This is a genomic window from Hydrogenophaga sp. UC242_50 (assembly GCF_042697355.1).
Classification (GTDB): Bacteria; Pseudomonadota; Gammaproteobacteria; order Burkholderiales; family Burkholderiaceae_C; genus Hydrogenophaga.
Genome location: NZ_CP170553.1, coordinates 1,558,902 through 1,578,826, shown reverse-complemented (window position 1 = coordinate 1,578,826; position 19,925 = coordinate 1,558,902). Strand labels below are relative to the sequence as shown.

Sequence of the window (19,925 nt, the reverse complement as noted above, 5' to 3'; positions counted from 1 at the left end):
CACCAATCGGGCCCAGGCCATAAGCCCGCTTTATGCCCGGGGGACCCCTGGGCTCAGTTCGGGGCCGCCGCCTTGCGCAGGTGGGGCAGAAACTTGTCCAGCAGGACCGACGAAGGCGCCGTCTTGTGCCGCAGCAGCAGCGTCCGCACTTCGAGCCGGGGCAACAGGGGCCGCGCCACCAGTCCTGGCAAGGGCAGCGAGGCCAGCAGTTGCGGCTCGACGAGCGCGATGCCCGCGCCGTGGTACGCCAGCGCGATGCCGGTGATCGACAGCCCCACCTGCACGCGGATGTCCGGCGTGACGCCGGCCTGGCTGAAGGCGCGGTCCACATAGGGGCGCAGCACCGCCTGCGGCAGGTAGGTGATGAGGCCGTGCGGTGCCAGTTCCTCGATGTGGATCTCGGGCCGCGCCGCCAGCGGGTGATCGCTGCGCATGACGCAGGCCACGCTGTTGTGCACCAGCACCTCGGTCACGACTTCAGAGTGCAGCACCGGTTCGTAAGCCACGCCCAGCTCGGCCTCGCCGCTGGCCAGCGCGGTCCAGCACCAGAGGCGAAGCGAGGGACTGCAGCGTGACGCGCGCACCCGGGCTGTCGGCGATGAAGGCCGCCACGGCAGCGGCCCCGTACCCGTTGGCAATCGGCGAGGAGGCCGCGATCGACAGCGTGCCCAGCCGCCCGCCCGCCAGGTCCTGCGCGAGCCGCTCCATCGCGTCCATGCGGCCATAGATGCCCGCCACATCGGGCAGCAGCGCCCGCGCTTCGGGCGTGGGCAACAGCCGGCCACCGGCGCGCTCGAACAACTTCATGCCGATGCGGCTTTCCATGTGCTTGAGCGTCGCGCTCACGGCCGGCTGCGTCACGTTCAACATGCGCGCGGCGGCCGTGACCGTGCCGCCGCGCATGATGGCGTGGAAAACCTCGATGTGCCTCAGGCTGAACATGGGCCGACCGCTCAACCGGCCAGGGGCAGCGCGGTCTTGTAGCGCACCTGCTTGAGCGCGAAGCTCGAGCGGATCTTCTCCACCTGGGCGATCGGCGAGAGCTGCTCCAGGATGAAGCGCTCCAGCGCCGGCATGTCGGGCACGGCCACGCGCAGCAGGTAGTCGGCGTCGCCCGTCATCAGGTAACACTCCATCACCTCGTCGCGGATGCCGATGCGCGCCTCGAATTCCTCCAGCGCCTCGCGGCTCTGCTGCTTGAGGCTGATGGAGATGAACACGTTGAGGTGCAGCCCGAGTTGCTTCGCGTCCAGCAGCGCCACGTACTGGCGGATCAGCCCACGCGCCTCCAGCGCCCGCACCCGCGCCAGGCAGGGCGATGGCGAGAGGTGCACGCGCCGCGCCAGCTCGACGTTGGACAGGCTGGCGTCGTTCTGAAGCTCTTCCAGAATCTTCAGATCGGTGGCATCGAAGTGGTTTGTGCCGTCTGTCTTCATGATCGAAGCATTTTATGCCTACCGACCACGTGGCCGTGCATCCGATCGACACCAACTGCCAGCGGGGCGCGCCTACAGTGCCTGATCCAGGAGAACCCACCATGAACGACGTTTCGAAGCAGCTGCATTTCAGCGAGTCCCTCTCTACCGATCCGGACCCACAAGAGACCCTCGAATGGCGCGATGCCCTGCTCTCGCTGGCGGCCAGCCAGGGGCCGGCGCGCGCGCGGCAGATCCTCGACGAACTCGCGCGCCTGGCGCGCCAGCAGCGCATCGGCTGGCAGCCCGAGCTGAACACGCCGTATGTGAACACCATCGCGGTGGAAGACCAGCCCGCCTTCCCCGGCGACCTCGCGGTCGAGGAGCGCCTGGCCTCGCTGATGCGCTGGAACGCGCTGGCCATGGTGGTGCGCGCGAACCAGGCGTACGGCGAACTCGGGGGGCACATCGCCAGCTACGCGAGCGCGGCCGACCTGTTCGAGACCGGCTTCAACCACTTCTTCCATGCGCGCGGCGAACAACACGGCGGCGACCTGGTGTTCTTCCAGCCGCACAGCGCGCCCGGGGTGTACGCGCGCGCCTTCCTGGAAGGCCGGCTCAGCGAAGCCGACCTGCTGCACTACCGCCAGGAGATCACCGCACCGGCCAGCGGCGCGCGCGGCCTCTCGAGCTACCCGCACCCCTGGCTCATGCCCGACTTCTGGCAGTTCCCCACCGGCTCCATGGGCATCGGTCCGATCAGCTCGATCTACCACGCGCGCTTCATGCGCTACCTCACGCACCGAAACCTGCAGGACTGCGCGGGCCGCAAGGTGTGGGGCGTGTTCGGTGACGGCGAGATGGACGAGCCCGAGAGCATGAGCGCGCTCACCCTGGCCGCGCGCGAGAAGCTCGACAACCTGGTGTGGGTGGTCAACTGCAACCTGCAGCGCCTGGACGGCCCGGTGCGCGGCAACGGCCGCATCATCGACGAGCTGGAAAAACTCTTCGCCGGCGCGGGCTGGAACGTGATCAAGCTGGTGTGGGGCAGCGACTGGGACGGCCTGTTCGCGCGCGACGTCACCGGCGCGCTGGTGCGCGCCTTCGCCCACACGGTGGACGGCCAGATGCAGACCTTCGCCGCCAAGGACGGCCGCTTCAACCGCGACAACTTCTTCGGCCAGAACGAGGAACTGGCCCGCCTGGCGCAGGGCATGACGGACGAGCAGATCGACCGCCTGAAGCGCGGTGCGCACGACCTGGTGAAGATCCACGCCGCCTACGCGGCCGCCGCCGCGCACACCGGCCAACCCACGGTGATCCTGGCGCAGACCAAGAAGGGCTACGGCATGGGCAGCGCGGGCCAGGGCAAGATGACCACGCACAGCCAGAAGAAGTTCGACGGCGCCGACCTGATCGAATTCCGCAACCGCTTCAACCTGCCGCTGAGCGACGAGCAGGCCACGGGCCTGGCCTTCTTCAAGCCCGCCGACGACAGCGCCGAGATGCGCTACCTGAGCGAGCACCGCGCCCGCCTGGGCGGTGCCATGCCCCGGCGCGAGACCGCCTGCGAGGTGGTGCCCGTGCCCGCGATCGACGCCTACGCCGCCTTCGCGCTCAAGGCCGACGGCAAGGAGATGAGCACCACCATGGCCTTCGTTCGCATGCTCGGCGGCCTGCTGAAAGACGGGCAACTCGGCCCGCGCATCGTGCCCATCGTGGCCGACGAGGCACGCACCTTCGGCATCGCAACCTGTTCAAGCAGGTCGGCATCTACAGCAGCGTGGGCCAGCGCTACGCGCCCGAAGACATCGGCTCGGTGCTGAGCTACCGCGAGGCGCTGGACGGGCAGATCCTGGAAGAGGGCATCAGCGAGGCCGGCGCCATCGCGAGCTGGACGGCGGCGGCCACCAGCTACAGCGTGCACGGCCTGGCGATGCTGCCCTTCTACATCTACTACTCCATGTTCGGCTTCCAGCGCGTGGGCGATGCGATCTGGGCCGCGGCCGACCAGCGCTCGCGCGGCTTCCTGCTGGGCGCCACCTCGGGGCGCACCACGCTGGGCGGCGAAGGCCTGCAGCACCAGGACGGCAGCAGCCACCTCGTGGCCGCCACCATCCCCAACTGCAAGGCCTACGACCCGGCCTTCGCGGGCGAACTCGCCGTCATCCTGGACGCGGGCATGCGCGAGATGCTGGTGGAGCAGCAGGACGTGTTCTATTACGTCACGCTGATGAACGAGAACTACGCGCAGCCCGACCTGCCCGAAGGCGCGGCCGAGGGCGTGCTCCAGGGCGGCTACCGCTTCGGCCGTTTCGGGCCCGACAACGCGGCGCAGCAGGTGACCCTGCTGGGCTCGGGCGCGATCTTCACCGAGGTGCTTAAGGCCGCCGCGCAACTGGCCGCGCAAGGCATCGGCGTGCACGTGTTCAGCATCACCAGCTGGAGCGAGCTCGCGCGCGACGGCGTGGCGCGCGGCGAGCGCTCGCACCTCACGCAACTGCTGGCCGACAGCGCGGGCCCGGTGATCGCCGCGACCGATTACGTGCGCACCGTGCCCGAGAGCGTGCGCGCCTTCGTGCCTGAAGGCCGGGCTTTCCACACACTGGGCACCGACGGCTTCGGCCGCAGCGACACGCGCGCCGCGCTGCGCGCCTTCTTCCAGGTCGACGCGGAGCACATCGCGCGGCAGGCGACGGCGGCGCTGCTCAGGCCGGCGCGCTGAGCGCGGGGGCCGGCACGGGCGTCAACGCCCGGCCGGTCTCGAAGAATCCGATCAGGTTGTCCGCCGCCAGGTGGGCCATGCGCAGGCGGGTCGCGCGGCTCGCGCTGGCCATGTGCGGCGTGAGCACCACGTTGGGCAGCGAGAGCAGCCCCGGGTGCACCGCCGGCTCGTGCTCGAACACGTCCAGCCCGGCCGCGGCGATGCGGCCGCTGCGCAGGGCCTCGACCAGCGCGGCCTCGTCCACCACGCCGCCGCGCGCGATGTTCACCAGCGTGGCGCCCGGCTTCATGCGCGCGAGCGCCCGGGCATCGATGAGGTGGTGCGTGGCGGCGCTGTGGGCCAGCGCCAGCACCAGGTGGTCGGCCTCACTCAGCAGCTCGTCCATGCCGACGAAGCAGGCCGGCAGCGCGGCCTCGTCGGCCGCGCTCAGGCGCGTGCGGCTGTGGTAGATCACGCGCATGCCGAAGCCGTGCGCGCCCCGGCGCGCCACGCCCTGCCCGATGCGCCCCATGCCCAGGACGCCGAGCGTGCTGCCGTGGATGTCCTGCCCGGCCATGAAGTCGACGGACCACTTCGTCCATTGACCCTCGCGCACGCAGCGCTCCCCCTCGCCCAGGCGCCGCGCGGTCGCCATCAGCAGCGCGAAGCCGAAATCGGCCGTGGTCTCGGTCAACACGCCCGGCGTGTGCGTGGCCACGACGCCGCGCGCCGACATCGCGGCCAGGTCCAGGTTGCCGAAGCCCACCGCGAGGTTGGCGCAGATGCGCAGCGACGGGCAACGCGCCAGCAAGGCCTCGTCGATCACATCGCCCGCCGTGGACAGCAGCGCCTGCTTGTCCCCGAGCCGACCGGCCAGCTGCGTGGCGTCCAGCACGGTGTCGGCCTGGTTGCTGTCCACCTCGAAACAGGCCTCCAGGCGCTGAATCACTTCGGGAAAAACGGCGCGTGCGATCAGCAGGCGGGGTTTGGGCAAGGATGGGTTCATGGTGCGGCCCAGTATCCCGAGCACCCGGTCCTTCGGTCCATGCGTTCAGCGGATCGGCGTCATGCGGGCGCGGGCATGGAATGCAAAGGGCCCTGTTCCCATACTCGGCGGCCAGTGCCCATTCTTCAGCCACCCATGCCCGCCACCCCCACCCCCACCGAGACCACCGCCCCGTTCATGTTGCTTCAGGGGCGCGTCGAATCGCGGCGCGTGCTGCGGCCCGCGCCCGATGGACCGCGCATGGAGATCAGCTTCAGCGCCGCGCTCGCGTCCGCCCGCCTGGGCCCGGGCAGCGCGGCCTGCAGCTTCATCGGCCACCTCGGCCCCGACGGCCACTACCAGTGGCAAGGGCGCGGCGCGCTCTTCCTGGGCGCGGGCACCGTCAGCACGCGCAGCCGGGGCCAGGGCCAACGGCGGGGCAACACCATCGTCTACCAGGGCGCCATGGTCTTCCGGTCGCACGCGAGCGCGCTGCAATGGATCGACGGCCTGCAGGCGTCCTTCGAATACGTGCAGGACCTGGCGAGCCTGGACGTCACCGTGCGCTGCGAGGAAGCCAGCGCCGCAGAGACCGCCCACCCCTCCACCCCACAGAAAGGACCTTCCCCATGCTGATGCATCAGTTGATCACCGACGGCGCGATGCGCCACCCCGACAAGACCGCCTTCGTCTGGGTGGATCGGCAGGCCCGCCTGTCGTACGCCGAGGCCGTCGCGCAGATGGAGCGCATGGCCGGCGCGCTCGCGCACCTGGGCGTGCGCCAAGGCGACCGCGTCACGGTGTTCGCGCACAACGGCATGGACTACCTGCTGGCATGCTGGGCGCGTGGCGCATCGGCGCGATCGCGGCGCTGGTCAACGTCAAGTTCAAGGACGACCTCGCCTACTACCTGGCCGACCACCGCCCGCGCGTGCTCATCTACACGCACGACATGCGCGACGCCGTGCTCGCGGCCGTGGCCCAGGTGCCGGGCATCGACCACCTGGTGTGCATGGACGGCGCGCAGCCGGGCGCCCACGCTTTGCCCGAGCTGATGGCCCAGGCCTTCGCGGCGCCGCCCGACCCCGAGGACGAGACCGCCATCGCCCACCTCTCCTACACCTCGGGCACCACCGGCAAACCCAAGGGCGCCTGCCTGAGCCACGAACCCACGGTGCGCGCCAGCCGCTGCATCGCCGAGCGCCTGCGCGTGCGGGCGGACGACGTCTCGTTCGGCCCGACCGCGCTGTCCAGCTCCTACCAGCTGGTGGGCAACCTGCTGCCCGCGCTCTCGCGCGGCGCGACCGTGCACGTCATGCGGTTCTGGACCCAGACCGCCGGCTGGGACGCGCTCGAACAGGCGCAGGCCAGCATCCTGGTGGGCAACCCCACGCTGCTGGAAGAGCTGCGCACCGAAAGCGCCCTGCGCGGCCGCGCGCCCGGCCGCCTGCGCATGGGCCTGTCGGGCGGCGGGCCGGTGCCGCCGACCCTCAAGCGCGCCTGGCGCGACGAACTGCGCCTGCCGCTGGTGGAGAGCTTCGGCCAGAGCGAGCTCGGCGGCTTCATGGCGCTGGGCTACCCCGAGCTCGAACCGGAAGACAGCAAGCTGATGCGCGTGGGCCCTGCCCTGCCCGACAAGGAGGTCTGGATGATGGGCCCCGATGGCCAGCGCCTGCCGCCCGGTCAGCTGGGCGAGATCGTGCTGCGTGGCGGCTTCATGTGGGGCTACTGGGGCAAGCCCGGCAAGACGGAGGAGGTGACGGCCCAGGGCCTGCTGCGCACCGGCGACATCGGCCTGATCGACCACGATCGCCACGTCACCATGCGCGGGCGGCGTTCCGAGCTGCTGCACGTCAACGGCGTGAGCTGGTTCCCGCGCGATGTCGAAGAAGCCCTCTGCCGCCAGCCCGGCGTTCGCCAGGCGGCGCTGATCGGTCTGCCGGCCGAGGGCGGTGATGGCGGCGTGCGGCCACGCGCCTTCATCACCTGCCAGGCCGGCGCCGAACCGGACCTGCAGCGGCTCAAGGCGGCGGTGCAGGCCGAGGTGGCCTACGACCTCGCGCCGATGGAGGTGGTGGGCATCGACGAGCTGCCCATGACGCCCACCGGCAAGATCGCCAAGGGCGACCTGCTCGCGCTGGCGATGGCGACGCACTGAACGCCGGCTCATCCAGGCACCAGAGTGTTGCGTCGCGCTCACGCCGTCGCCATGCGCGTTGGTGCGCGCCTCCCTGCGGAGAAACTGGCTTTTTCAACGAACCAGCTAGTGTTTGCATCGAGTTGCCAATTTGAAGCCATGAGATGCATCTTCAAACAGGGTACCCAGTCGCCGCGGGTGTCAATCCAGTGAAGTCCTGCCTTGGATGAAGCGTTGTGGGTCGCGGACCATGCGACGCGATCCACAACGACAACATCAGGAGGGCCTCATGAAGCAGTTGGCCGACGCAGACCTTCTGGACACCGCGTGTCCCCAAACCGTGTACATCGGGATGGATAGCCGGGTGGCGACGGGCACGCAGCAATGGCTGCTGGAGAAAAGCCTTTCGCACCCGATCACCACGGGCAACACCCTCCAGACCTTCATCGGCGGAGAGGAAGGCTTTGGGCAGATCGCGGCCGACCTCGAAGCGGCGCGCCAGAGCATCGACCTCGTGTGCTGGGGGTTCGACCCTGGCATGGCCCTGGTGCGTGCGCAGTCGCGCCCCATGCACCCCTGGGCGATGGGTGAACCCTACGGCGAACTGTTGCGGCGCAAGGCCGCGCAGGGCGTGCTTGTGCGCCTGCTCGTCTGGTACAGCCCCAGCGGGTCGGCCGTGCAGAACTCGCTGGTCGGCTACGTCAACCCCGACGAACCCCTGTCAGGTGGCGTCATCAACGTCACCTCCGACGAAATGGGGGCCGTGACCAGCGGCATGTCGAGCGGGATCGGGGGCTACGCCCACGCGCCTGCGCCCAAGCCGGCCCCGTCCGTGGCCGAGCAGCGGCAGGACTACTGCACCCGCTGGTGGCGCGAAGCCACCGCAGGGATGATCCCGAACCTCGAAGTGCGTTGCCGCGACGGTGTGGCCGGCAAGGTCAAGGCCAGCGTCGGCAACGAAGCCGACCCGCCCAGCGCGGCCGGTGGGCAGCTCGGTGGCTACTTCGACGAAAAGGAACTGATCGAGAACTGGGCGACGCACCACCAGAAACCCCTCCTGATCGACTACGGCCACGCCGGGAAAGGCGCGGGCCAGGGCCCCGGGCACAAGGCCGTGGGTTTCATCATGGGCCTCAACAGCGTGAGCGACTACTGGGACAGCGCCGAACACCGCTTCGACGACCCCTTGCGCGAAAAAGACCACGAAGGCCGCAGCGACGCCCTGTCCAAGGCGGTGGCCCGAACCCGGCCCATCAGCCGCAAGCCCTTGCGCGACTACGCCTGCCGCATCGAAGGCCCGGCATTGATCGATGTGTACCGCAACTTCAGCCAGGCCTGGAACCGCGCGGCGCTGCTGCCCAAGCTGCGATGCGCCAGCAATGCGGGTCACCAGGCCGTTCGCAGCGCGGACCTGAACCCCGCCCTGGTGCCCGCCGCGCTCGCCAGGACCGATGCCGCCCCGTTGGGCCTGCGCCTGCGCCTGCAGGTGCTGCGCACCCAGCCCGAAGAAGGTGGCCGCGACGTGCAAGGGGCGTGGCCGTTCGACAAGAGCATCAAGCAGGCCTACTTCCAGGCCACCGCCTCGGCCCGCAACTACCTCTACCTGGAGAACCAGTACTTCTTCTACGAAGAGTGGGCGCGCCACCTCAAGGTCAAGCGCCAGGCCTTCATGCAGGGCACGCAGGCGGCCAAGGCCACGAGCCGGCAGGCGCCGCCCCTGCACCTGATGGTGGTGATCCCCACGCCCGAGAACGACGGCATGGTGCCGCGCACCTACGACACGCTCAAGAGCCTGGGGCAGGCCCAATCCATGCCCCACCAGCACCGGCTGGTGCAGGAGCGCAGCGAAGACGGCTGGTTCGACCGCAGCGTGTCCCCCGGCGCCACGGACATCGCACGCAGCGCGTTGCAAGTGCGCCAGCCCACGCTGGACAAGGAGGGCGTGCTGATGCAGGACGGCAAGAGCCTGGGGCTCAAGGTGCTGGTGGCGCGGCTGGTGAGCCAGAACCGGGGTGGCAATGCCCGTCTGGGCCAGTACCGCGACATCTACATCCACAGCAAGCTCATGCTGGCCGACGACTGCTTCATGACGCTGGGCAGCGCCAACCTCAACCAGCGCAGCATGGCCGCGGACAGCGAGATCAATGTCGCCACCGACCACATCCCCCACAACCGCGCGCTGCGCCAGCGGGTCTGGGGGCAGTTGACGGGTGGAAAAAGAGACGCGATCGGGGGACAGGGAAGTCCTGCAGAGATGGCGTTGGCTTTCAAAACGTGGCAACGGCTTGCATCGACCAATGCTGGCAACTTGAGAGATGGAGTCGAGCTTTCGGGTCTGTTGGTTGAGTTCAACGACGACCGTACCGCTACTGAACGTGTCGGTTGAGACCTCTACATGACCGTAGCCCACACCATCCTTCGGACCCTAGCGGTTCAGAGTTGCCTGTTCCTTTTGTTTGCCCTCAGCGGATGCCACCCCATGAAAGCCTACAGCGAGCCCTTCACTGCGTTGTCTGACCTTGCTCTGTTGAGCGAAGAAGGTGTGCTGCCGCGCAACATCAACCTCAAGACCTTTGAGCCGCACCGCGAGGCCTTCGCCTGCGAGCACGCGGCCCGCCGCGCTCCCGTCTGGAGCGCCGAGGCACAAGAGCGGTTCGAAGAGGGCATGAGCTTGACCAGCCCGGCCCTGTGGCCCAACGAACGCAACTGGCCTCGGGCCATGAAGCTGTGGGATGAAGCAGCAAGCCAGGGTCACTGGAAGGCCGCCATCATGTGGATTCAGACCGCGCAGACCGGGCAGGGGGAAGACAGCGAGAAGGGGCGCTTCGCGGTGCCACCGCAGGAGCCCGAAGAAGTGGTGCAGCGGGTGGAGGCTTTGATGCGCCAGAACGTGGCCGAGGGCTTTTACCTGATGGGGGTGTTCCACGACACGGGCTACGGCGTCAAGTCCAGCGTGGACCGGGCCTGGGCGTTCTGGGAACTGGCCGCGGACATGGGCAGCGCCAGGGCGCAGACAAAGATTGGAAAAGCCTTGAACGCAGCCAAAGATGACCCTCGTGGAGCATGGTGGGGAAACAAGCGAGTCGCCCTTCAAATGTTGGAATGTGCGTATGCCCAAGGCGATGGCGTCGGTGCTTTCGAGTTGGGTTCGACGGTGGACCGTGCAGCAGCGAATGGGCGAAACCCCGACCTCACTCCAAGTGAAGAATCCGCAGCTCACTTCCCCCGAGCCCGCCAGATCCTGCACGATGCTGTCAAGTTCGGAAGTGAAGATGCGGCCATCCATTTGACGGTTGCGTTTTCCAGTGGCGAACCGCTGGTCAATCGTTTCATCGACAAAGCCAGGTCCGAGCGGTACAGCGTTCTCGCCGATGAGTTGTGGAACAACCCCGATCTGCGTTTCCCCAACCTCGACAAGGTTCTGCCCCTGCCCCCGGCCGTGTTGCCGCAGTGGGACGGCCATCCCGAGAGCCTGATCGACGCGGCCAAGGGCGTGCGCCTCGCGCCCCAGCCCGTGACCACCTCGGCCCACCGGCTCCCGCCCCAGGACCGCGCCCACCTCCCGCCCGGCCACACCCTGCAGGTACCCGCCCACCTGAGCAGTTTCGCCCGCAGATCCTTGGCCGGCTTCACCACCGCGCTGGAAGACAACACCCGGCCCCCGGGCATGGCCCGCGCGCCGTTGGCCGGCTACTGGCAGCCCCGCGTGCTGCCCGCCCACGCCTACGACGATGCCTACACCACCCATCTGCGCCGCGAGCTGGCCGACCTGCCACCCATGCGCTTTCGCGAGCACGAGCGCCTTCAGATCGCCTTGCGGGGCACCACCCTGGCGTACGAGGACGCGGTGCACCGCCTCGTGCGCTGGAACTTCATGGGCATGGCCGTGCCCCAGGTCCTGCCCAAAGACTGGCTGGCCCAGGCCGGCACCGTGCGCGCCATCGCATCGGCCACGCGCACCACCTGCGCCAGCGGCCAGCCGTGCCCGCACAGCGGCATCTGGCAACCCTATGCACTGGACAAGGCGCAGTCCATGGCCCGCGTGCTGAGCACAGCCACGCTGAACGAGACCTGGAAGCGCCAGGCCTTCGTGCCGCAGGGTGAGCGCATGCCCAGCCTGAGCGCCCAGGGCTTGCCCATGGAAGACGATCAGGTGGGCTGGTGGTTGATGCAGGCTTGCGAAATGGGCTTTGGTACACCCATCACGACCTGAAGAAACTCCTGCCGTCGAACTCCCTTCAGAAAAGACCAAGCCCTCGCACCAAGCGGCTCAGTTCGTGGGCCCGGGTGCGTCGAGCGATCGGAAATCCGGCAGGCCAGCGTCGAGCAGGCGGCCTCGGTGCAGCACGCGGCGCTGCGGCCGGCCGCAGGCTTCGGCGCTGTTGCGGCCCGCCAGCAGCACGAGGTCGGCGGGGGCACCCATGCGCAGCCGGCCATCCCAGGCCAGCCCCATCGCGGCGGCGGGCGTGGTGGTGATACTGTGAATCCAGCTCGCGAGCGGGTCGTCCAGGTGGGCCGCGAGCGAACCCAGTGCCAGCACCTGCAGCAGGTCGAAATCGGCGAAGGGCACGAAGGCGTCCTGCACGTTGTCGGAGGCCAGGCTGACCGCCACGCCCAGGGCCCGCGCCTCCCGCAGCGGCGCGATGCCGCGCAGGCGCGGCGTGCGGCCCTCGCCACCGTCCTGCAGCTGCAGGTTGGCCAGCGGCAGGCCGATCAGTCCGACGCCGGCCTCGGCCAGCGCTCGCAGCACGGCGTGGCCTTCGTCGGCCGGCGCCACCGAAAGGGCGCAGGCATGTCCCACCGTCACCCGCCCCTGCCAGCCATGGCGCGCGGTCAGGCGGGCGATGCCGCGCAGGCCTTCGATGTCGTTCTGCAGGTGTTCGTCCGCGTGGAAGTCCAGGTCCAGGCCGTGCGCCACGGCCAGGTCGAACACGCGTTCGAGCAGGCCGCGCTGGCCCGGCATGGGGTGCACCGAGGCGCCCAGCACGCCGCCTTGTTCGGCCACCACCGCCGCCACGGCGGCGCCCGCGCCGGTGTCGGCGAACAGGGCCAGCGGCGAGAGCGAGGCCAGTTGCAGTTCCATGCGGTCCGACCATGCCCCGCGCAAGGCCTGGCCCACGGCCCAGGCCGGTGGCGTGGCCGCGCTCACCCAGTCGATGTGCGTGCGCATGGCTCGCGTGCCGTGCGCGTGGGCGGTGCGCAAGGAGAATTCCATGCGGCGCCGGATGTCCCCGGCCGTCCAGCGCGCTCGGTCTTCACCGGATGCGGCCACGGCTTCGCGCAGCGTGTGGTGGTGGCCGCCAATGCGGGTCGCGGTGTGGCTCTTGTCCAGGTGGGTGTGCAGGTCCACCCAGCCTGAGTTCACGATGCCGTCGGCGAGGTCCACCACCGGCAGGCCGTCGTCCGCCACGGCCGGCGCCAGCGCATCGATGCGGCCGCCCCGCAGGCGCAGGCAGACCGTGCGCAGGCCCGGTGCGGCCGGCGCGAAGGCCTCGCGCGCCGCGGCGTCGAGCAGCGGCTCGGGCACGCGCGCGCGCGCCAGCCAGCAGTCGCCCGCCGGGAAGGCCGCCGCCCCGGCTACCACGCCGTGGCGCTGTCCAGCGAGGCCAGGGGCACGCGGTGCACGTCTTCGAGCACCTGGGCGAACTGGCCGCCCACGAAGTCCAACGTGGCGCGCCCCTTCTCGGCCGTGGCCAGCATCGCATTGCCGCAGGCGCCCTGCGGGTTCAGGTCCTGCGTCTGCCAGGCCACGCGGGCCTTGCCCTCCACATAGGACAGGTAGCGCGAGCCACCACTGAGGGCGCGGTCGGTGCTGGCGAAGTCCTTGGCCCGGTCCATGCGCACGAACTCGGGGTGGATCTGCAGCAGGATGGAACTCTCCAGTTCACCCGCGTGAATGCCGTGGCGCATCTCGTCGTCGCCGATCAGCCCATCGGGCAGACCCAGCTGGTACCAGTTCACGCACACCACCAGCATGTCGAAGCGCTCGCGCAGGTCGCGGGCCACGATGTCCATGATGGACTCCTGCCCGCCATGGCTGTTGAACAGCACCAGCTTGCGCACGCCGGCAGCGGCCACGCAGGCGCCGATCTCGCTCCACAGGGTGATCAGCGTCTGCGCGGACAGGGTCAGCGTGCCCGGGTAGCGCGAGTGCTCGTTGCTCTTGCCGATGGGCTGCGTGGGCAGGAACAGCACCGGCAGCTCCGCGCCCAGGTGCGGCAGCGTGGCCGCCACCATGGCGTTGACGGTGGCCGTGTCCACCGACATCGGCAGGTGCGGGCCGTGCTGCTCGATCGCGCCCACGGGCAGCACGGCGATCACGCTGGCCCGGTCCAGGCGCGAGAAGGCCTCGCTGGTCAGGTCGGCCCAGAAGCGGGAGGGCACGGTGGCGGCGAAGGTGTCGGCCATGGCAACGCCCTTCACGCCGAGGCGGTTTCGACACGGATGCCGAAACGCGCCAGGTTGCGCGGCGTGCGCACTTCCTTCTCGCCGCGCGCCTCCATCATCTTCAGCAGGCGCCGGCGCATCGCCAGGCCCGGCCGGTCGGTGTACATGTGGGCCTCCTCGGCGTTGGCGGGTGCCAGCGGCACGTCCGGGTCCAGCCCTTCGAGGATCAGGATGTCCTCGTTGGTGATGCGGCGGTCCATCTCGATGCAGTCGGCCGCGCTGACTTCGGCCTCCGTGTCGTTGCGGTAGATCCACTGGCACAACATGGAGCGCTCGTCGTCGATGGGCGTGGCCGAGGTCACCAGCGAATGGATCAGGCCGTTGGGGTAGTTGATCTGCGACTTGCGCATGAAGGGCATGTACCACTTGCTCACCATGTGCCGCACCGACTCCAGCCCGCTGTCGCGCACGACGCGCTGGATGTGTTCGTCGGCGTTGAGCACCGGCACATCGCCACGCAGCACCAGACCGTGCTCGGTTTCCTCGATCTCGGTCTTGCGCGGCTTGGCGTCCACCAGGTTGCCGAAGGTGCCCTTGTGCACGAAGCTCGTGTGCGAGAAGTCGAAGAAGTTTTCCATCAGGCGCAGGCCGGTGGCGCGGCAGGGTTCGTAGAACTCGTGGATCAGGCGGAAGCCCGGCGCGCCGTCTTCTTCCAGCACCGGGATGGTGTTGATCGGATCGGGCTCCAGGCAGACCCACACGTAGCCGTAGCGCACGTCCGTCAGGTGGCTCTTCACCTTGTAGGGGATCTTCTGGGCCTCGGGGCTCTGCGGCATGGACACGCATTGCCCCGTGCAGTCGTAGGCCCAGCCGTGGTAGCCGCAGACGATGCGGTCGTCCTCCAGCCAACCCATCGAGAGCTTGGCGGTGCGGTGGCAGCAGCGGTCTTCCATCGAGGCGTAGCGCCCTTCGCCGACTTTCCAGAGCACGATGTCTTCGCCCAGCAGCCGGAAGGCCTTGGGGTGGCCGGCGTCCAGCAGGTGCGTGGGCATGACGGGGTACCAGAAGTGGCGGAACATGGGTTGTTGGGTGATCAGCATGGGCGTGTCTCTTTCGGTTATTGGGGATACAGCTGCTTGACGAATTGCAGGTCGTAGGCCTTGCGCGGGTCGAGTCCGGGGGGCAGCGCCTTGGCGGCCACCATCTCCTGGTAGAAGGCCGTCCAGCGGGCATCGCTCATGGCGCCGATCCGGCCGCCCGCGGCGTCGCCCGACTCGACCAGGCCGTACTGCTTCATCTGCGCCATGGCGTAGGCGATCTGTTCGTCGGTCATCTGCGGGTTGTTCGCCTTGATCAGGCGAGAGGCCGGCGCGGGGTCCTTGAAAAAGGCGCGCCATCCTTCCACCGTGGCTTTGACGAAGTCGCCCACGAGCTTGGGGTTTTCCTTGATGAGCCGTTGGGTGGTGTCGATGGTGTACATGTAGGTGGACCATCCGTAGTCCGCCAGCAGCATGCAGTCCATGGCGAGGTTCTGGCGCTTGAACTGGAAGCCGTCGTTGGTGATGTACCCCTGCTGCACCATCTTGGGGTCCTGCAGCAAGGCGGCGTAGCTCATGTCGAAGGGGCGCAGCTGGCTGTCGTCGAAACCGTAGCGGGCCTTCAGCCAGGGCCAGAAGCTGCCGCGCGCGAGCTGGGCTACGCGGATCGGCGCGCCCTTCATGTTCTCCAGCTTGGCGTACGCCCCCTGGTGATGCACCAGGCACTGCGGGTCGCGCTGGAACACGGCGGCCACCGACACCAGGGGAATGTCCTCGCGCACCGCGTTGAGGGCGCGCATGCTCCAGCCGTTGACGAAGTCCATGCGGCCCGAGACCATCAGCTGCATGTTGTTGCCCTGCGGGCCGACCTGCGTGACCTTGACGTTCAGGCCGTGTTTTTCGTAGATGCCTTCGGCCAGCGCCGCGTAGTAGCCGCCGTGTTCGGCGGAGGCGTAGAAACTCAGCGCCACGTTGACCTCGCGCGGGGCCTGCGCCTGGGCGGGGAGCGCCACGGCGGTCAGCGACACGAGACAGGCGGCCAGGGCGCCGCGCGCCGAACCAAGAACCGATCGGACATTCATGGGGAGAACTCCTTGTGGGGGGTGGGGCGAAAACGGAACGGGTGAAACTCAGTGCTCGGTCTTGACGGTGCTCTCGTGCCACGCGCCGAGCACGCGGTTCGAGATAAAAACCATCAGCGCGAACAGCACGATGCCGGTGAGCGAGATCAGGAACAGCGAGGCGAACATGCGCGGCACCTTCAACTGCACGCCCGATTCGAGAATGATGTAGGCCAGCCCCGACTGCGTGCCGCCGGTGCCGGCCACGAACTCGGCCACCACGGCACCGATCAGCGCCAGGCCGCTGCTGATGCGCGCGCCGGCAAAGAAGTACGGCAGCGCGGCCTTGAGCTTGAGCCGGGTCAGGGTCTGCCAGTTCGAGGCGCGGTAGATCCGGAACAGGCTCTGCAGGTTGGGCGCCACCGAGCGCAGGCCCAGCGTCATGTTGGACACGATGGGAAACAGCGCCGTGATGCTGGCGATCGTCACCAGGGCCACGAAGGTGTTGCTGACCCAGATGATGATCAGCGGGGCGATCGCCACGATGGGCGTCACCTGCAGGATCACCATGTAGGGCATGACGCTCTGTTCCAGCAGGCGGCTCTGCGACAGCAGGAACGAGATCGCCACGCCCAGCAGCACCGCCACCGCGAAGGCCAGCACCGTGACCTTGAGCGTGAACAGCAGGCCGGTGAAGAGCAGGTCCGAATCCGCGTACAGGGCCTTGAGCACGTCGAGCGGCCCCGGCAGCACGTACACCGGCAGCGACAGGGCCACCACCACCAGCTGCCACACGGCCAGCAGGCCCACGCCGATCGCCAGCACCGGCAGCTTGCTCGAGCCCCAATTCACCTGGCGCGCGGCGTTGCGGGAAATGTCCGGGCTCTTCATGGTGCGATCTCCTCGCCCCGGCTGGCCGCGTCCAGCGCGGCGCTCAGGCGGGTCATGTACTGCAGGTACTCCGCCGACAGGCGGAAGGCCGTGCCCCGGGGGAAGGGCGCGTCGATGCCCACCTCGGCGATCACGCGCCCGGGCCGGGCCGCCATCACCACCACGCGCGACGACAGGTAAACCGCCTCGTGCAGGCTGTGCGTGACGAACACCACCGTGAGCTTGCGCTCGTGCTGGATGCGCATCAGGTCGTCGTTGAGCTTGTTGCGCGTCATCTCGTCCAGCGCGCCGAAGGGTTCGTCCATCAGCATCAGGTTGGGCTCGGTGACCAGGGCGCGCGCGATCGACACGCGCATCTGCATGCCGCCTGAGAGCTCCCTCGGGTAGGCCTGCTGGAAGGCGCCCAGGCCCACCAAGTTCAGCACCTCTTCCACCTTGCGCTGGATCGTGGCGCGGTCCAGCGTGCCCTTGAGTTCCAGCGGCAGGGCCACGTTCTCGAACACGCGGGCCCAGGGCATCAGCGTGGGGTCCTGGAAGACGAAGGCCAGCTTCTGGTCGGGCCGCTCCAGCACCGGGGTGGTCTCGCCCCACCACTGGATCGAGCCCTCGGTGACCGCGCCCAGGCCCGAGAGGATGCGCAGCAGCGTGCTCTTGCCGCATCCCGAGGGACCGATCAGGGTGACGAAGTCGCCGCTCCAGATCTCCAGCCGGGCCCGTTCCAGGGCCACCGTGCCATTGGCATAGCGCTTGCTGACGTTGTCGACCTGGATGATCGGCGCGCCCCGGTGGTAGAGGCCCTTGCCATCGCACCGGGGCAGCTCGGCCCTCGCGGTGTTCAAGGCGTTCAAAACTGCGGTGTCCAAACCTGTTGCTCCTCGTGGGTGACCGGCCTCTTCGAACCGGTGTTGCCTGGAATGTCCCTGGACTCTCGTGCCTTGCGCCACCGCGCCAAGGTTGAACTAGTATCCCGATGTGCCAACCCCCAGTCCATGCGGACTGTGTATGAAAACCATGCGCCAAAAAGATGATCTGTCGCTGAACTTCTACCTGCTTCGGTGCCTGGTCGCGCTGGTCGATCACTCGCAGGTGACGCGCGCCGCCGATGCGCTGGACATCAGCCAGCCGGCCATGAGCCGGGCCATGAGCCAGTTGCGGCAACTGACCTCGGACCCGATCCTGGTGAAAGCCCAGGTCGGGCTTGTGCCGACCGCCAAGGCCATGCAGCTGCGCGAGTTCGCGCTGCGCATCCTCCACGAGATGGACCAGCTGCTCGGGCAGGCCATCGCGTTCGACCCCGAGACGGCGCGCCGCAACTTCCGGGTGGTCGCCACGGACTACCTGGAATGCGTGTTCATGGACCCCCTGGTCACGCGCCTGGCGCAGAACTACCCCGGCATCTCGGTCTCGGTCTGCCACCCGGTGCATCCGCGCAACCTCAACCAGGTGCTGGAGAGCGGCGAAGCCGACTTCTGCGTGGGCATGCTGCCGCCCGCGGTGGAGGACCTGCGCCACCGCGTGATCTTCCGCGACCGCGTGGCCTGCATCGCGGCCAATGGGCATGCCGCCGTCGGGCAGACGCTCAGCCCCGAGGCCTTCGCCGCGCTCGACCACGTCGTGATCAAACCCACGGTGCACGCGTTTGGCGATGCGGTCGACAAGGCCCTGTCCCAACTCGGGCTGGCGCGCCACATCCGGCTCACGACACCGAGTTACCTCTCCGTGCCGTACCTGATCGAAAAGACCGGCATGGTGGCCCTGATGCCCGAGTCACTGGCCCAGCGCTTCTGCGAGCGCTTCGCGCTCGCCACCGTGGAGGTGCCGATCGAGCTGCCGCCCTACGACGTCTACCTCTACTGGCACGAGCGCACGCACCACCACCGGGACCACATCTGGTTCAAGGAACAGGTGATGCTCGACCTCAAGGGCGCGGGTTAGAGGTCGAGCACGAGGCGCTCGCCGAGCGAACCGGCGCAGCAGAGCGCCAGCTGGTGCTGCCGCTCGTGCGCGCTGAGGAAGGCGTCGCCATGCACGGGCTGGCCTTCGAGGTAGGGCGTCACGCAGCTGCCGCACACCCCGGCCTCGCAGGAGGTGAGCGGGTTCAGCCCCGCGCCCCGCAGCGCCTGCAGCAGGGTCTGCCCCGCCTCCACCCGCACGCTGCGGCCGCTGCGCGCCAGCGCCACGGTGTAGCGGTCGAGCCCCGTCGGGTTCGCCGCCGGTTCGGCCGCGAAGCGCTCTTCGTGCAGCTGCGCGCCGGGGCATTGGCTGGTGGCCTGCCGGGTCGCGGCCATGAAGCCCGCCGGGCCGCACACGTAGAAGTGCGTGCCCTCCGGTTGGTGCGCGCAGAAGGCCGACAGATCCACCCGATGCGAAGGCGTGTCATCGAAGTGGAAGCGCACCTGGGCGGCCCAGGGCGCCGCCTGCAGTCGGCCCCGAAAGGCCGCGTGGGCACGGCTGCGCGCGAAACAGACCAGGTTGAAAGAGTGGCCCCGGCGGCCGAGTTCGTGCGCCATCGCCACCAGGGGCGTGATGCCGATGCCCCCCGCCAGCAGGCAATGGTGGACCGCCTCGGGCACCAGCCGGAAGTTGTTGCGGGGTGCGCCGATCACCAGGCGGGTGCCCACCTTGAGCGTGTCGTGCATCCAGCGCGAGCCGCCCCGGCCACCCGCCTCGCGCTTCACGCCCACCACATAGGGACCGTTCGCCTCATGCAGGTTGCACAGCGAGTACTGTCGCGGGCCCACGGCGGTGTGCACGTCGATGTGCGCGCCGGCCTCGAACGGGGGCAAAGGCCCGTCCGTCCGGCTCAGTTCAAAACAGGAGACCTCGTCGGTCTCCCGCGACACGGCGCTGACCACCACATCCAGCAACAGGTTCTGATTCATGCGCCGAGTATCGGAACCGGGCCGCGTGCCCGACAAGCGCGCGCGGCGCATGGGCCGCATCCACCCAGCGCATGCCGGGTGCGCCGCTCAGTCCGTGCCGGCGCTCAGCCCGAGCAGGAAGACCGCGTGCGGCCGCCCGGCGCGAGCGGCCTGCTCCAGCCAGGCCGTGGCGCGCGCCACGTCGCGCGGCACGCGCGGGCCGTAGGCCGCCGGTCCCTGCATCAGCATGAAGCCCGCGCGCTCGGCGGCTTCGGCATCGCCCAGCGCGGCCAGTTGCTCGTAGAGCGCGAGCGAGCGCTCGTACTCGGCGATGTAGTGGGCGTGGTGGGCCCGCTCGATACCCATGGGTTGCGCAACGGCCGGACCAGCCGCCGCCAGCAGGAGGGCGGCGTGGAGAAGAAATCTGCGTGACATCAATGACTCCTT

At 68.9% G+C, this 19,925-nt stretch carries 17 protein-coding genes and 2 pseudogenes; 7 read left to right on the top strand and 12 right to left on the bottom strand.

The features are described from left to right. Positions 1-53 precede the first annotated feature (53 nt). The 3 genes from ACFJGX_RS08130 to ACFJGX_RS08120 are packed head-to-tail and all read right to left on the bottom strand — an operon-like array spanning position 54 to position 1,436. Positions 54-506 (bottom strand): LysR substrate-binding domain-containing protein, encoded by a 453-nt coding sequence (locus ACFJGX_RS08130; protein ID WP_382328176.1) that lies wholly within the window; start codon positions 504-506, stop codon positions 54-56. Further along, a complete protein-coding gene (locus ACFJGX_RS08125; RefSeq protein WP_382328174.1) occupies positions 478-942 on the bottom strand; it encodes a LysR family transcriptional regulator in 465 nt (154 codons plus the stop codon). Before ACFJGX_RS08125 ends, ACFJGX_RS08130 begins: the two co-directional genes overlap by 29 nt. An 11-nt stretch (positions 943-953) precedes the next feature. Then, positions 954-1,436 carry an Lrp/AsnC family transcriptional regulator gene (locus ACFJGX_RS08120; RefSeq protein WP_382322064.1) on the bottom strand — a complete coding sequence of 161 codons (483 nt, stop codon included), beginning with the start codon at positions 1,434-1,436 and terminating at the stop codon, positions 954-956. Positions 1,437-1,537: 101 nt separating this feature from the next. Here ACFJGX_RS08120 and mdeB point away from each other — a divergent pair. After that, positions 1,538-4,140, top strand: a pseudogene (mdeB, locus tag ACFJGX_RS08115) (alpha-ketoglutarate dehydrogenase). Here the strand turns inward: mdeB and ACFJGX_RS08110 are convergent. Then, complete coding sequence (locus ACFJGX_RS08110; RefSeq protein ID WP_382325747.1) at positions 4,124-5,113, bottom strand: 2-hydroxyacid dehydrogenase; 990 nt, start codon at positions 5,111-5,113, stop codon at positions 4,124-4,126. The pseudogene mdeB and the gene ACFJGX_RS08110 sit on opposite strands and share 17 nt — an antisense overlap. Positions 5,114-5,260: 147 nt before the next feature. On the opposite strand from ACFJGX_RS08110, the gene ACFJGX_RS08105 reads away from it, so the two are divergent. From ACFJGX_RS08105 to ACFJGX_RS08085, 5 genes and pseudogenes are all read left to right on the top strand, one after another. After that, entirely contained in the window at positions 5,261-5,740 is a 480-nt protein-coding gene (locus ACFJGX_RS08105) for a hypothetical protein (protein ID WP_382322066.1), read from the top strand. Beyond that, a pseudogene (locus tag ACFJGX_RS08100) lies at positions 5,734-6,776 on the top strand (class I adenylate-forming enzyme family protein); the annotation flags it as partial. The gene ACFJGX_RS08105 and the pseudogene ACFJGX_RS08100, both read left to right, overlap by 7 nt. Further along, complete coding sequence (locus tag ACFJGX_RS08095; RefSeq protein ID WP_382328641.1) at positions 6,753-7,262, top strand: hypothetical protein; 510 nt, start codon at positions 6,753-6,755, stop codon at positions 7,260-7,262. The pseudogene ACFJGX_RS08100 and the gene ACFJGX_RS08095, both read left to right, overlap by 24 nt. A gap of 268 nt (positions 7,263-7,530) precedes the next feature. Next, the gene (locus tag ACFJGX_RS08090) at positions 7,531-9,627 is read left to right on the top strand and encodes a phospholipase D-like domain-containing protein (RefSeq protein ID WP_382322068.1); all 2,097 of its coding nucleotides are present in this window, start codon (positions 7,531-7,533) and stop codon (positions 9,625-9,627) included. 123 nt (positions 9,628-9,750) lie between these two features. Further along, a complete protein-coding gene (locus ACFJGX_RS08085; RefSeq protein ID WP_382328172.1) occupies positions 9,751-11,454 on the top strand; it encodes a DUF6396 domain-containing protein in 1,704 nt (567 codons plus the stop codon). A gap of 57 nt (positions 11,455-11,511) precedes the next feature. On the opposite strand, the gene ACFJGX_RS08080 is transcribed toward ACFJGX_RS08085, so the two are convergent. From ACFJGX_RS08080 to ACFJGX_RS08055, 6 genes are read right to left on the bottom strand one after another with little or no spacing between them, the layout of a single operon-like run. Continuing rightward, positions 11,512-12,825 carry an amidohydrolase family protein gene (locus tag ACFJGX_RS08080; RefSeq protein WP_382322070.1) on the bottom strand — a complete coding sequence of 438 codons (1,314 nt, stop codon included), beginning with the start codon at positions 12,823-12,825 and terminating at the stop codon, positions 11,512-11,514. Beyond that, entirely contained in the window at positions 12,819-13,649 is an 831-nt protein-coding gene (locus ACFJGX_RS08075) for a creatininase family protein (RefSeq protein WP_382322071.1), read from the bottom strand. Before ACFJGX_RS08075 ends, ACFJGX_RS08080 begins: the two co-directional genes overlap by 7 nt. Positions 13,650-13,660: 11 nt before the next feature. Further along, on the bottom strand, positions 13,661-14,728 hold the full coding sequence (locus ACFJGX_RS08070) for a Rieske 2Fe-2S domain-containing protein (protein WP_382322072.1): 1,068 nt from the start codon (positions 14,726-14,728) through the stop codon (positions 13,661-13,663). Positions 14,729-14,745: 17 nt separating this feature from the next. Then, entirely contained in the window at positions 14,746-15,747 is a 1,002-nt protein-coding gene (locus tag ACFJGX_RS08065) for an ABC transporter substrate-binding protein (protein WP_382322073.1), read from the bottom strand. A gap of 48 nt (positions 15,748-15,795) precedes the next feature. Then, positions 15,796-16,617: an ABC transporter permease gene (locus ACFJGX_RS08060; RefSeq protein WP_382153863.1), complete on the bottom strand. Its 822-nt coding sequence runs from the start codon at positions 16,615-16,617 to the stop codon at positions 15,796-15,798. Continuing rightward, complete coding sequence (locus ACFJGX_RS08055; RefSeq protein ID WP_382153860.1) at positions 16,614-17,465, bottom strand: ABC transporter ATP-binding protein; 852 nt, start codon at positions 17,463-17,465, stop codon at positions 16,614-16,616. Before ACFJGX_RS08055 ends, ACFJGX_RS08060 begins: the two co-directional genes overlap by 4 nt. 163 nt (positions 17,466-17,628) lie before the next feature. Here ACFJGX_RS08055 and ACFJGX_RS08050 point away from each other — a divergent pair, with 163 nt between their 5' ends. Then, complete coding sequence (locus ACFJGX_RS08050) at positions 17,629-18,552, top strand: LysR family transcriptional regulator (RefSeq protein ID WP_382322075.1); 924 nt, start codon at positions 17,629-17,631, stop codon at positions 18,550-18,552. Here ACFJGX_RS08050 and ACFJGX_RS08045 read toward each other — a convergent pair. Together ACFJGX_RS08045 and ACFJGX_RS08040 are read right to left on the bottom strand one after the other, a co-directional pair. Continuing rightward, positions 18,549-19,499, bottom strand: coding sequence for a PDR/VanB family oxidoreductase (locus tag ACFJGX_RS08045; RefSeq protein WP_382328170.1), 951 nt, complete (start codon positions 19,497-19,499; stop codon positions 18,549-18,551). The two genes, ACFJGX_RS08050 and ACFJGX_RS08045, sit on opposite strands and share 4 nt — an antisense overlap. An 87-nt stretch (positions 19,500-19,586) precedes the next feature. Then, positions 19,587-19,913 (bottom strand): hypothetical protein, encoded by a 327-nt coding sequence (locus tag ACFJGX_RS08040; protein WP_382322077.1) that lies wholly within the window; start codon positions 19,911-19,913, stop codon positions 19,587-19,589. Positions 19,914-19,925 lie beyond the last annotated feature (12 nt).

Coding starts and splice junctions, on each gene's coding strand:
- ACFJGX_RS08045 (WP_382328170.1), bottom strand. CDS start 19,499: ATGAATCAGAACCTGTTGCTGGATGTGGTGGTCAGCGCCGTGTCGCGG.
- ACFJGX_RS08105 (WP_382322066.1), top strand. CDS start 5,261: ATGCCCGCCACCCCCACCCCCACCGAGACCACCGCCCCGTTCATGTTG.
- ACFJGX_RS08060 (WP_382153863.1), bottom strand. CDS start 16,617: ATGAAGAGCCCGGACATTTCCCGCAACGCCGCGCGCCAGGTGAATTGG.
- ACFJGX_RS08040 (WP_382322077.1), bottom strand. CDS start 19,913: ATGTCACGCAGATTTCTTCTCCACGCCGCCCTCCTGCTGGCGGCGGCT.
- ACFJGX_RS08050 (WP_382322075.1), top strand. CDS start 17,629: ATGCGCCAAAAAGATGATCTGTCGCTGAACTTCTACCTGCTTCGGTGC.
- ACFJGX_RS08095 (WP_382328641.1), top strand. CDS start 6,753: ATGATGGGCCCCGATGGCCAGCGCCTGCCGCCCGGTCAGCTGGGCGAG.
- ACFJGX_RS08125 (WP_382328174.1), bottom strand. CDS start 942: ATGTTCAGCCTGAGGCACATCGAGGTTTTCCACGCCATCATGCGCGGC.
- ACFJGX_RS08090 (WP_382322068.1), top strand. CDS start 7,531: ATGAAGCAGTTGGCCGACGCAGACCTTCTGGACACCGCGTGTCCCCAA.
- ACFJGX_RS08070 (WP_382322072.1), bottom strand. CDS start 14,728: ATGCTGATCACCCAACAACCCATGTTCCGCCACTTCTGGTACCCCGTC.
- ACFJGX_RS08075 (WP_382322071.1), bottom strand. CDS start 13,649: ATGGCCGACACCTTCGCCGCCACCGTGCCCTCCCGCTTCTGGGCCGAC.
- ACFJGX_RS08120 (WP_382322064.1), bottom strand. CDS start 1,436: ATGAAGACAGACGGCACAAACCACTTCGATGCCACCGATCTGAAGATT.
- ACFJGX_RS08065 (WP_382322073.1), bottom strand. CDS start 15,747: ATGAATGTCCGATCGGTTCTTGGTTCGGCGCGCGGCGCCCTGGCCGCC.